The sequence below is a fragment of the Paenibacillus sp. FSL L8-0494 genome, from assembly GCF_038003695.1.
Lineage (GTDB): Bacteria > Bacillota > Bacilli > Paenibacillales > Paenibacillaceae > Paenibacillus_AQ > Paenibacillus_AQ odorifer.
Genome location: NZ_JBBOPQ010000001.1, coordinates 1,566,254 through 1,578,013, shown reverse-complemented (window position 1 = coordinate 1,578,013; position 11,760 = coordinate 1,566,254). Strand labels below are relative to the sequence as shown.

Below are 11,760 nucleotides of genomic sequence, written 5' to 3'. Positions count from 1 at the left end.
GTGCTCTTATGTCTTTGAGGGCTTAGCCCTGGCTTTACAGTTTCCACTCCACTCCACACCCTTCTGTCTGATAAATTAGAGATGAAAGCCCCTGCTACCCATCCTTCTGTAGAAATCCAATTTACAGGAGAAGAAGAAGCAAGGGCCTAGATTGTACAGCCTAAGTGTGATTAGCGAACTTGGGTATCTGCTTGCTTCTGGGCATCTTTCAGAACAGTATCTACATCTTTTCCACCAAGATAAGATTGCACTGCTACAACCATAATGTCCTCTATTGCGTAAGTGTTCATGCCATAGTTGACGTTAGGAATTTGTTCGGTCCAAGCCGCAAAATCGGATACGACCTTTTGACCTTTGAAAAATTCATCCGCAGCTGAATAAGCTTCTCCGCTTGCCGCAGCTTTTAAAGTGCCGATAACACCAACTTTTGTATTTAACGTCTGATACAATTCCGCATCAGAAGCAAATGTTTTTGCAAGGAACTCCGCAGCAGCTTCTTTACCATCTACATTCATTACATACCAGGAGCTGCCCCCAAGGTTGGATGCATGGACGGAGCCTGCTGTGGCTGCCAGCTTAGGAAGTGGAGCTACTGCCCACTTACCGGATTGGGAAGCTTCGGCTTTAATTGAAGGTGTAATCCAGTTACCCGTTGGCACAGTAGCCACTTCACCACTATTGAATGCGCCTACAAATTGACTCCAGTCTGAGTTAACTTTCACGATGCCGGAATCCATCATTTCTTTGTACAATACAAGCGCCTCTTTCAAAGCAGCGTTGTCTGCAATGGTCGGAGTTTGACCGTCTTCACCCGTATACCATGCACCCGCCGATTGAATCATGACCCGGATAAGTCCAAGATCATTGGGATCCAGTGTGATCATGCTTTTGCCGGTTTTTTCTTTTACAGCCTTACCGATCTCGATATATTGCTTCCAGTCGATATCCTGTAGTGCATCCAGGCTATAGCCTGCTTGCTCAAGATAGTCTGTACGTACATACATTCCAGTTACACCAGAATCAAACGGAACACCATATTGCTTGCCGTCAACACTGGTCGGGCCAATTTTGTAATCCGCAAAATCAGCAGCTTTTACAACATCCGTCAATTCATAAAAGGAATCCGGATACGCTTGCAAAAAGCTTTGCGCACGGTAATCCTCAATCAATACAATGTTAGGAAGACCCTTCGTAGATCCAGAGTTCAGTCCTGTGTTCAGCTTTTGCACGATATCAGCCTGCGCGTTCTCAACGACGTTTACCGTTACGTCTGGATTGACTTTCGCATAAGCTTCTTTAGCAACATTCATGGCTGCAATGTTAAACGCTGGGTCCCAAGCCCAAACTGTGATCTCTTGTGGCTTGCTGCTACCTTCGCTTCCGGAGTTGCTCGTTTCGTTTTTCGTTCCACCTGAGGAACATGCCGAAAGTAGAACCACACTAGCCAGCATTACGGATAATAATTTTTTCACTTCGTAACCCCCTTGATAATCTGTAAAATAATAAAGATGGAAGCGTTTTCTCTGCTACGCTTCCATCTTATCATTTTGTATTCGCTTTCTTTGGCAGTATCTTTGTTAGCTTTGGTGTTATTATTGGATTCTATTTTTACTCTAAGATCGACTCTGGTACTATTTTTAGGTTCTTGTAAAAATTTTAGCTTTTTAACAATGGAAGCGTAATTATGATCTTCGTACCTTCATTTCGTTTGCTTGTAATGTTAATACCATAGCGCTCTCCGTACAACAATTTGATTCTGTCATCAACATTCCGTATACCGATCCCGGAGAATAATTGTCGTTTGTGCTTCGAGGCTGGCAGCTGTTCTTCTTTCATCAAATTCGGATCAAGGTCCATCCCATCACCATTATCTACAACTTCGCATACAAGCTGATCTTCCTGAACGGCGATCATGATCAGAATTCTTCCCTCATCTTTAAGATTGAATGCATGAAAGAACGCGTTTTCGATAAAAGGCTGCAGAATTAGCTTTGGCATATGATAATCCAAGCTTTCAGGCTCCACAAAATAATTCACGCGGATCTTTTCACCGTACCTTACATGATTGATATACACATAATGCTTCAGCGATTCTAATTCCTGACTAACAGGTATAGTGGATTGAATATCACTGACAGTATTTTGCAGGAGTGAGATTAGCGAATTTATCGTTCCAGCTGCTTTTTCCTTATTGCCCTGTTGCACCAGAAATTTGATAGAAGCCAGCGTATTATATAAAAAATGTGGATTGATCTGCATTTGAAGGGCGGCCAGCTCCGCATTACGCTGCTGCTTCTGGGTCTCCATCAACCGATCAACATAATCATGTAGGGAATCAAGCATAAAATTAAAGGCATTTCCTAGCTCCTTAACTTCATAACTACTAGTGGCGACATCCACATGATTATCAAATCCCCCCTTAGGAATACTCGACATCTGTTCAACGAGTACACGCAGGGACTTCGTCATTTTCCTGGTAATTAAAAATACAATAATAAGCGAAATGGCTACGATAGCCATGATCGTCAACGACACTGCTTTAGCATTTACCATCTGACCCGTTACAGCTTTCTTATCGATCAGATTCACCAAATAAACATCAAATTCAGGCAAGTATTCCGAGAATACTACCCGTTCATTCCCCATCACATAGACAGATTCTCCATTGTCTCCTGTGCTCTGTTCATCAACTACTTCATGAAGCAGCTGTTGATCGGTCAGCCCAATCAGCTCTGTCCTGTTGCTGGATACAATTTGCCCTTTTGCATTCAGCAAAACAACATCATTACCTTCACTCGTAAAATTGGCATAGAAGGCCTTAAAATCGCTATCACGAATTGCAATGTACATAGTGCCATAGATACGGCCGGTCGAATGATCAAATAGAGCTTTAGAAGCCACTAACAGGATCTCTTTCTTTTTGGTTTGACCATCCTCTTTTTGATAAAGTTGGTACAGAATTTGCTGTGGATGGGCCACTGTCGCTTTCGTAATCGGGTGGTTCTTCAGTTCATCAGCAGTAGCAGACCAATACCAAGGATCGGTTGAATAACTTCTGCCATTTGCACCTACAATCATAATACCCACATCAAAGGCACTCAGGTTGGAGCGGACTGCACGCATGCTTTCTGTCATCTGGTAGGTTTTGATAGCAAGCGTCAATGAATCCGTCTCTCCCCCGGACAAATAGCTGCGGATGGCACCATTCTGAGCTGTCATTGTAGCACCCGTAGCTACAACGTTGTTGTAGGACTCCAAGTTTGTCTTCATCTGATTCAGTAGTTTGCCATTCGTTATGCTGAAGGTCTTTAAGAATAAATTTTCTGACATACGGATGGTAATAGACAAAGTCAGAAGGGATACGGCAACAATGCTTATGAGGGTCACAAGAAAAAGCTTGAGAAATAAGCCCTGTTTCCTAATCTTGTTGATGATTGTTCCAATCATGGTCGCTCTACGTCCCGTCTTCGGTACTGGCTCGGAGAAATGCCCGCCTGCTTCTTAAACACTTTAGTGAAATAACTCTGATCCGAATAGCCCACACTAGCGCTAATATCAGAAATTGTTTTTTCCGTTGTCACGAGTAACTCCATGGCTTTCTCCAAACGGACTTTGTTCAGATATTCATTAAATCCTTCACCATTCTGAGCTGTGAAATGGCTCGATAAATAAGAAGCGTTGAAATGAAACTGCCGCGCAACCCCAGTCAACGTGATGGGATCAGCGTAATGATCCTGAATGTATTCAAGCAAGCGGGTCATATTTGGATTGATCGTTAGGTTCGTCTCACCAATCGCACGTTCAGCTTCGCGAATAAAAGCTTCAGCAACAGCGATTGCATCTCCGGCATACATCGCTTCATCTATTTTTCGAAAAAAGTCGTATTTGGATTCCTCCAAGCCTCCGGTCTCGTACTTCATTTTTCCAAGTGTGGTCGCTACGTTAAATATAAAATTCCCCAATAACGATTTGAATTCGAAAATATCGGTCCGATAATCCATCGAACGGAGATGAACATATTCCAGAAATCCAGTGAATGCCTTCTGGTATTGCTTACGTTTCAGTTGTTCCATTAATTCGCCCATATCATATTCCTGATATGCACTCGGAAGGCTGGGCAAATGATCATTTTCAATTAAGCTTCGATCCGGCAAGTAGAAACTGTATCGTGTAAGCTTTAAATAATTGTCTCGATAAATCTCCCCCAGCTTATTAAAATCCGTAAAGCTTTGACTGATAACGAAATGTGTTTCTCTCGCCCAATGGTCCATCTCCGAGACTAGATATCGGAGCTCTATAACAAGCTCGTCCCACTGTTCCGGCTTTGCATTAAGCAAATATATAACCGAATCATTGACAAACTTCAGCCGAATAAACACTGTATCGCCCAAAGGGAGCTTACTAAGCCCTTTTTCTATTTTTTGTGTGAAAGTTAACCTATCCCCAGAATCTTTAATATGTTTCATATCCGCTCCGAAAAACGCGAATAGTGTGTGTGGAAACTTTGCATGAAGCAAAGCAGACTCAAGCCCAGACTCATATCCGGTCATAAGCTTCTCGATAACTAGCAAAACTTGCTTTTCCCCAGGATCCTTTCCTTGATCGGTCATCTCCATCCCTACCAATTTAGCAGTGGTTTTATTTAGGATGGTTAACAGATAATCAGCTTCCAACTTTGGCTTCAGAATGTAGTCCGCTACACCACTTTGAAATGTGGATCGGACATAATCATATTCACTGAAACTACTTAAGACGATTACTTCAATATGAGGGTATTTCTCCTTAACGATCTTGACCAGTTTCTCCCCGCCCATTATTGGCATAACAATATCTGTAATGATCACATGAGGATTAACCTCATCCATCATATTTAGTGCTTCAAGACCGTTAGCAGCCTCACCAACAATTCGATACCCTTCATTTTCCCAATCCAAAAGATGTTTGATTCCTTGTCTTACAAGCATCTCATCATCAACAATCATAATTTTGAATATTGGTTTCATTTCTTCCCCCTTGCAGCCCTGAGAATGATTATGCCTTTTTCCTTGAATTGAAAATCTCTTTGTAACCGTTTTCTTTTTATTCGTTAGTATACAATACATCCAACAAGGAGCAAGCTCCTATACAAGTAAAGCCGTAAGCTTACTTAAAAATTGTTCATTCCAAATAATATGCCCCACCGACAAATATGGTCAACCTCTCATTTTCATTCTATGAAATATTCTTAAGTTAAGGACAAGAACTTCTACATGATAAAACAAAAAAAGCCGCGATAATTGCAGCTTCATTGTTAATGAAACAATAAGCCAAATAAATTATTTATTGGCTTATAGATAAAGATAATAAGAAACAGCGGACTGGGGATGTTCAATTTTAACAACGAGCAGAAGGTCGCGCCAAGACCCAAAATCCAAAAAATAAAATATACGCTAAGATCACGCACTCGGCGCTTTCGCATTAATTTAGGCAAATCAAGTGCCATACAACCTACAGCAATCACCAAGAATAACAGTACTAGCATTTGACTTCACTCCTTGATTTTTTCAAGAAAAGAATTATCTGTGAGACCCACGCGGTTAATAACTGCTGAGGCTTTGTAATGGATGCGCAATGATTTAAGGTAATCGTCACCCTTTTGTTGCTGCAGCTTTGCCCAAGCTTTAGGGCTGGCATGGTAGATCGATTGTCCGAATCCCATAATATCAACATTGAAACGATCATTTACATGCTCCACAGTTTTTTGCATCCGCTCTATAATCCGCTCCTCTGTTTCCTTTTCCAAACGTTTTATAGTGCTTTCCGATTCCAAATTTTCTACACTTTGCACTTCTTCAATATTGCAAAGCGTCTTAACACTAAGGTAAATATGCGGCTCCCCATTAATGATTTTCACTTTGCGTTTAGTTGTAGCCTGGATCGCTTCGATTACTATGGGCTTTCCGTCTTCCCCTGCGATCGAGCCAGAATGTGCGGTTACCTTATCGTTGATATAATTGTAACCAATCGTTTCTCCCTCGTTTAGCCAACCGATCAACTTGTCTTTTTTGAACACAGCTACAGTATGGTATTCCAATCTTGCCTTAGGCATTGTTCGCTCTACATTGCTTTTGTCTTCTCCATCTTTGGGATCTCCTATAATTTTCACTCCGGTTAGCACAGGATTCTCACCTTCAGACAATAAATTCTCAATAAAATCATCCAGCGTGACAGCGACTGTTTTTGCTGAATCTTTATAAGAATTATCCAAAGAGCTAAATAATTTGTTCGCTGGTAATTTATCCATAGGTGTAAGGACATTCAAGACATTGCTGGCGGTTGTATCTCTGGCAACCATAACGTAGAAATCCATCCGGGGTTCCCGACTTCTTTTAAATACATCGAGTATCTCACCCACTCCGGTGCGGGCAAGCTCCTCCCCAATCACCAACACCCGGATATGACCGAGATAACTTGACCTAGAGCTATCCAGATTCAGCTTACGCAGCGCATCATAAAACGTAGGTACAGTAAATTTATATACAACCACTGGGACTCCACTGCCTCCCCCTCCTCCATTCGTTTGGGAGGAAATCGCAGATGGAATAACGACCTGCATCGAAACGGTATAACCTTTTTCTGCCTTGTCAATCCCTATCCCCAAGACAAAAGCTATCTCATTCAGCTCATTTCTTTCCCAACAGCCGCTTAGCACTAACGTAAATTGGAGAGCTATCATTAATCGAAGAACGCCTCTAACTAATTTTTTATTCATTTGGTTGGTTCCTTATCACTGGATGTGCTTTGACGAAACAGGTTCTGCGTCTTATTCTCAGCAGGCCTTGTCTTTAAAAACGGCCACGGAAAGCGAAAAATAGAGTCTTTTAAATCTTTGGAATTATACGGTCCGAGCGGACTCATATAAGGCATTCCGAAAGAACGCAGACTCGACAAATGCAATACGATGATGAAAATACCGAAGAGAATTCCATATAATCCGATAAATCCGGCCAAAGCTATAAGCACAAAACGGATCATCCGCGCAGCTATAGACATTCCTGTCTCCGGAATAACAAAACTAGAAATGGCTGTTAGCGATACAATAATGACCATTGCGGATGAAATAAAACCCGCTGCTACCGCGGCTTGTCCAATCACCAACGTTCCGACAATGGAAATCGCCTGACCAATATTTTTGGGTATCCGCACCCCGGCTTCCCGCAAAATCTCATAAGTCATTTCCATGATCAGCGCCTCAACAAAAGCAGGAAAAGGAACACTCTCCCGCTGGGCAGCTAAACTGATTACAAGATTGGTCGGTATCATCTCCTGGTGATAGGTAGTAATCGCAACATACAATGAAGGGGCAAGCAAAGTAATAAAAAATGAAATAAAACGAACTAATCTCAGCAATGTTCCAATATCAGCCCTTTGGTAATAATCCTCAGCTGACTGGAAAAATGCCACAAAAAATGTGGGCACCAGCAGTACAAAAGGAGTTCCATCAACAAGAATGGCCACTTTTCCTTCCAAAATACCCGCTGCAATCGTATCCGGACGATCACTGTTGTATACGGTAGGAAAAGGTGTAACTGCCGTCTCTTGAATAAACTCCTCAATATATCCACTCTCGAGAATACTGTCCGTATCTATTTTATTCAGACGGCGCTTTACCTCTTGCACCAGTTCCTTATTCGCGATGTTACTTAGATACATAATGGATACGCTGGTTTGAGTCACCCTTCCGATCTGAACGGTTTCCAGCCATAAATGGCTATCTTTGATTTTTCGCCGAACCAGTGCCGTATTCGTCCGTAAATTCTCAGTGAATCCTTCCATTGGACCCCGAACAACCGACTGTGAGCTAGGCTCCCCTACATTACGATCTTCCCAGCCTGGTAAGCCGATCCGCAGAGCGCTGGATAACCCGTCAAGCAGCAGCATTATATTACCGGACAATAAATGATGAATAAATTGGCTGTAATCGTCAATGACGGCTATATCGCCGGCTATTAATATCTGTTTCTTAATCATCTCAAACTTCCGCTCGGGAGAAAGCCCCCTCAGCTGTTCGTAAGGAATGTGTTCCTGCAAGGAATACAAAATTGAATTATGCAGCACCTGAGTATCCACAAGACCATCTATGTAAATCAAAGAAATATGAGTGTTCTCTTCTATCTGCAACTCTTTTATCACTACATCAGAGCTTTCACCCATCAATTGGTACAAATTAGCAATATTAACTTCCAACCGGCTTGATAATGTACCAATCTCCGTATCTTTCATGATGCAGCCTCCACTTCTCCATAGATAGATGAGTATAGTTTGATGTTAATTATGATAATTATTCCTTCGGATTAAAAAATCGGGATGGCATAATTCTGGTAACTACAACCATACTAAAACTAGTCCAATAAATTTGAGGGGGTATATGAGTTTGGAGAAAGATCGAATTAGTACCAATCAAATGATTATACTCGGGCTATTCACATTTATTGGGGATATGGCGCTTGTGTATCCGGCGTTAATGATATCAGGAGCGAAACAAGATGCATGGATTGCTGCTTTGATTAGTATTCCCTTGGGTCTAGTGACCATAAAATTGTTACTCTGCTTAGCAGACCTTGAACCCAACAAGAATATTATCGAGCTTAGCCTACAAATTTTAGGAAAATGGGTCGGAACTGCTGTGGCCTTATTCTATTTAGGGTTCTTCCTGATTGCTGCCTCCACCTACATAAGAGAAATTGAAGATTTCATGTGTACACAGATTTACGAGAAAACACCCGGTGGGGTTATTCGTTTCATGGCCATTTTCCTGCTGGTATATGGGGTACGACTTGGCCTAGAAACATTGGGCCGGGCAGCTCAGCTTTTTTTCCCTTTATTTGCAGTTTTTTTGATCGGTCTGCTGCTCCTGCTGACCCCCGATGTCAAAATGGAACGTTTATACCCCATCTTAAACACACCAGTACCGGACATGCTTCATACTTTGATGTATGGTGTTTTTTATCCTTTTGGCGAATTGTGCGTGTTTCTAATGATATATCCTTATGCTCAGAAAAATAGCAAAACAAGCCGGGATATTTTCATAGCCTTGATCATCGGAGCTCTGGGCCTTAACCTCATCTTATTGTTTTCCCTTACCGTTCTAGGTGTTTACGCTTCTGAACATCAATTTTATGCCGCTTATATTCTTGCTCAAAAAATTAATATTGCTAATTCTCTGCAACGTATTGAAGCGCTTATGGCTACAGCATGGATTATCAGCACGTACTTCAAAACAGCAGTTTATTACTATGCTTTAACCTTAGGTACAGCCCAATTATTTAAACTCAAAAGCCACCGTCCTCTGATCATACCTACTGGATTTTTGTTATTCGGTATGTCACAACTGATTGCCAAAGACATCATTTTCTATGTAAAGGAGATCCCCGCCTACTGGGTAGATTGGGATTTCACCTGTGCATTTGTTCTGCCGCTTATGTTGCTAATTGTGTATCAATTTAAGAAACGCCGTGCTTCTAAGGTTTAAACGACATTAGATTATGGACAAGTGAAATTAAGATTGTAGATACGAATCCCGCTTAATGATCTAATTACGCTCCGCTAAAATAATTGGGGAATTTCTCCCTGAAATTTCTGGGATTTTCGTTCATTAGACTAATGATCAGGGAAAACCTCCCTAAATTTCAGCTGATTCGTTAGCAATTAAAGAAATTCCCCTTATTATTAGGGAGGAATTCCCTAAATTCGTTCATTTAGAGCGAATATTGGTTGTTTTCAGGGAGTTTTTCCCTAATTAGTTTTAGGCCGGCTTCGCACACTCATAAACGCAGACAACACAAACGGCCCCCGCATACTGCTTATCGCACCGTCCAATAGATATCGTCCCCAAAAGGTATCACACAAAATGAATATTCCGCCGCCCAACCTAATGGCATAGAATACTTTGTGTGCGTAGCCCATAGTCTATTGGCTACAGCAAGAATCCGCTTATAGCCTTTTTACTAAAAAGAAGCTGCCTCATAAGTAGTATTCACTACTTTTGAGACAGCCTCTTTATTCATAAGTTTCTTGTATGAAGTAAATCTATTCCTTCTTATCCAAAGAAATCGAGGACGGAGTTACATCACTGACAGGTTCTTTTGCCACTTCAAAAGTGGATCCGCAGGCCGGACAAAAGCGTGCCTCGATCGCCACATTCCCACCGCATGCTTTGCAATGCTTTACATCGGACAACTCAGCAATTTGCTGAAGGTTCGTCTCAATCTCAGCCTTCAATTCGAGAATACGATTGATATTAGTCTCGATTTGCTCACTTGGCAGTGGCCCTGCACCTTGAGTTACGGCTTCAAATAACAGTTTGCCCATAACCTGATACTGCTGGTCAATATCATTTTGCTTACCGTTATTTTGCAGCTTCAACCGGTTAATCTCCACCACTGTTTTTGCTTTATTCCCAGCCTCGCTTACCCCTGCTTTTACTTTGTTAAAAAAACTCATATTCAGCCCCCAATTCCGTAGTAGTCATATATAAGCATATTTCGACACCGCCAGAAGTATTCCTTTCTTTATTGTACCTAACTTCGTCCATGGTTTGTAGCCTATAACCGATTTACTAACCCTTTCCCCGCCTTCCTGCGGGAACGAACCTCGACTCAGGTCTGGTATACAAAACCGCCTCCAGGCCGTTTTTTCGCATGCAAAAAGACATTAGAATGAGTACATAAGCAAACGGGTTGCAGGATTCAATAACAATCACACCCATACGAGAGGAAGAAAACAATAAATGAAAAAATTATATCGTTCCCAAAGTGATCAGAAGATAAGTGGTTTGTGCGGAGGTCTTGCTCGTTGGTCTGGTATTGATGCTACAGTAATCCGTCTCGTTGCTGTTGCCGCAGCATTGTTCAGCTTCGGAACAGTACTTATCTTCTACGTCATCGCTAGTATCATCGTTCCTAAAGAACCTTTTAACAGCTTTTCAGATGGACATGATTTCTATTAATAAATCGTCGTTTAATACAAACTAACCCTAATCCAACCATAAAAAAGGAGAGATAGAACATGAGTCTATTAAAAAGAATTTCCACAATTACTAAAGCAGCCCTACACGAAGGTTTAAACAAATTAGAAAACCCGGTGTTGCTGACAGGTCAGTATTTACGTGATCTTGAAAATGATATCGCTAAGGCGGAACGCAATGAGCGTGATCTGCAAGTTACAGCAAGTGTGTTGGAACGCCGTAAGCAAGAATATACTCAGTTAGTAGAGCAAAGTGAAGCCGAAGCCGTTCAAGCAGTTGAACAAGGAAATGAAGAAAGAGCTCGTCTGGCACTCATAGCCAAGTTACGGTACGTAGAACAGTTGGAAGAGTCCATAAATAGCCAAGTACAAACTAAGCAATCCCTTGCAGAGCTTGAGATCAATATCGCTAGAGCAAAAGAAGAGCGTGAACATCTCAAAGCGAAAAGAACTGAACTTATCGCTCGCGCTCAACAAGCGACAGAAACACTCAACTCTGCTCCACGTTCTTCTACGAAAGGTCTAAATGTAGGATCAGCTTCACAAGGTTTCGAACGAATGGAAGAAAAGATTTTCGAGTGGGAAGCATTGGCGGAAAACTCCAAAAATAAATTCAATACAGGCACAGGAATAAGTCCTTCCATCGATCCTAACCTGCGTAGCGCCGTTGACATCGAAATCGAGCGAATCCGCAACCGTAAAACCAACACTGAAGTAAACACTGAGAAAAAATAAATAGGACAACTAGCCCCTTAT

General features: G+C 41.7%; 10 protein-coding genes. 3 read left to right on the top strand and 7 right to left on the bottom strand.

Annotated elements, in window-relative coordinates; all coding sequences use genetic code 11:
• Positions 1–170: 170 nt before the first annotated feature.
• The 6 genes from NYE35_RS07075 to NYE35_RS07050 all read right to left on the bottom strand — a co-directional run bounded on the left by NYE35_RS07075 (position 171) and on the right by NYE35_RS07050 (position 8,262).
• Positions 171–1,472 carry an ABC transporter substrate-binding protein gene (locus tag NYE35_RS07075; RefSeq protein WP_036675885.1) on the bottom strand — a complete coding sequence of 434 codons (1,302 nt, stop codon included), beginning with the start codon at positions 1,470–1,472 and terminating at the stop codon, positions 171–173.
• A gap of 184 nt (positions 1,473–1,656) precedes the next feature.
• Positions 1,657–3,447 (bottom strand): sensor histidine kinase, encoded by a 1,791-nt coding sequence (locus NYE35_RS07070; protein ID WP_036675887.1) that lies wholly within the window; start codon positions 3,445–3,447, stop codon positions 1,657–1,659.
• Complete coding sequence (locus NYE35_RS07065; RefSeq protein WP_036675962.1) at positions 3,444–5,003, bottom strand: response regulator transcription factor; 1,560 nt, start codon at positions 5,001–5,003, stop codon at positions 3,444–3,446. The genes NYE35_RS07070 and NYE35_RS07065 overlap by 4 nt, the downstream gene beginning before the upstream one ends.
• Positions 5,004–5,290: 287 nt before the next feature.
• Positions 5,291–5,521: a hypothetical protein gene (locus NYE35_RS07060; RefSeq protein ID WP_036675888.1), complete on the bottom strand. Its 231-nt coding sequence runs from the start codon at positions 5,519–5,521 to the stop codon at positions 5,291–5,293.
• Between the two features lie 6 nt (positions 5,522–5,527).
• The gene (locus NYE35_RS07055; protein WP_038569271.1) at positions 5,528–6,751 is read right to left on the bottom strand and encodes a Ger(x)C family spore germination protein; all 1,224 of its coding nucleotides are present in this window, start codon (positions 6,749–6,751) and stop codon (positions 5,528–5,530) included.
• Entirely contained in the window at positions 6,748–8,262 is a 1,515-nt protein-coding gene (locus NYE35_RS07050) for a spore germination protein (protein ID WP_076099516.1), read from the bottom strand. The genes NYE35_RS07055 and NYE35_RS07050 overlap by 4 nt, the downstream gene beginning before the upstream one ends.
• Before the next feature lie 145 nt (positions 8,263–8,407).
• Between NYE35_RS07050 and NYE35_RS07045 the strand changes: the two genes are divergently transcribed.
• Positions 8,408–9,511 carry a GerAB/ArcD/ProY family transporter gene (locus tag NYE35_RS07045; protein ID WP_038569268.1) on the top strand — a complete coding sequence of 368 codons (1,104 nt, stop codon included), beginning with the start codon at positions 8,408–8,410 and terminating at the stop codon, positions 9,509–9,511.
• A gap of 557 nt (positions 9,512–10,068) precedes the next feature.
• Here the strand turns inward: NYE35_RS07045 and NYE35_RS07040 are convergent.
• Positions 10,069–10,482, bottom strand: coding sequence for a zinc ribbon domain-containing protein (locus NYE35_RS07040; RefSeq protein WP_036679993.1), 414 nt, complete (start codon positions 10,480–10,482; stop codon positions 10,069–10,071).
• 286 nt (positions 10,483–10,768) lie between these two features.
• On the opposite strand from NYE35_RS07040, the gene NYE35_RS07035 reads away from it, so the two are divergent.
• Both NYE35_RS07035 and NYE35_RS07030 read left to right on the top strand, forming a co-directional pair.
• Positions 10,769–10,987: a PspC domain-containing protein gene (locus NYE35_RS07035; protein WP_038569266.1), complete on the top strand. Its 219-nt coding sequence runs from the start codon at positions 10,769–10,771 to the stop codon at positions 10,985–10,987.
• A 59-nt stretch (positions 10,988–11,046) separates the two neighbouring features.
• Positions 11,047–11,739 carry a PspA/IM30 family protein gene (locus NYE35_RS07030; RefSeq protein WP_076099515.1) on the top strand — a complete coding sequence of 231 codons (693 nt, stop codon included), beginning with the start codon at positions 11,047–11,049 and terminating at the stop codon, positions 11,737–11,739.
• Positions 11,740–11,760: the final 21 nt, after the last annotated feature.

Excerpts from the sequence above, each read along its gene's own strand:
- NYE35_RS07070 (WP_036675887.1), bottom strand. The coding sequence starts at position 3,447 with ATGATTGGAACAATCATCAACAAGATTAGGAAACAGGGCTTATTTCTC.
- NYE35_RS07065 (WP_036675962.1), bottom strand. The coding sequence starts at position 5,003 with ATGAAACCAATATTCAAAATTATGATTGTTGATGATGAGATGCTTGTA.
- NYE35_RS07060 (WP_036675888.1), bottom strand. The coding sequence starts at position 5,521 with ATGCTAGTACTGTTATTCTTGGTGATTGCTGTAGGTTGTATGGCACTT.
- NYE35_RS07055 (WP_038569271.1), bottom strand. The coding sequence starts at position 6,751 with ATGAATAAAAAATTAGTTAGAGGCGTTCTTCGATTAATGATAGCTCTC.
- NYE35_RS07050 (WP_076099516.1), bottom strand. The coding sequence starts at position 8,262 with ATGAAAGATACGGAGATTGGTACATTATCAAGCCGGTTGGAAGTTAAT.
- NYE35_RS07045 (WP_038569268.1), top strand. The coding sequence starts at position 8,408 with ATGAGTTTGGAGAAAGATCGAATTAGTACCAATCAAATGATTATACTC.
- NYE35_RS07040 (WP_036679993.1), bottom strand. The coding sequence starts at position 10,482 with ATGAGTTTTTTTAACAAAGTAAAAGCAGGGGTAAGCGAGGCTGGGAAT.
- NYE35_RS07035 (WP_038569266.1), top strand. The coding sequence starts at position 10,769 with ATGAAAAAATTATATCGTTCCCAAAGTGATCAGAAGATAAGTGGTTTG.
- NYE35_RS07030 (WP_076099515.1), top strand. The coding sequence starts at position 11,047 with ATGAGTCTATTAAAAAGAATTTCCACAATTACTAAAGCAGCCCTACAC.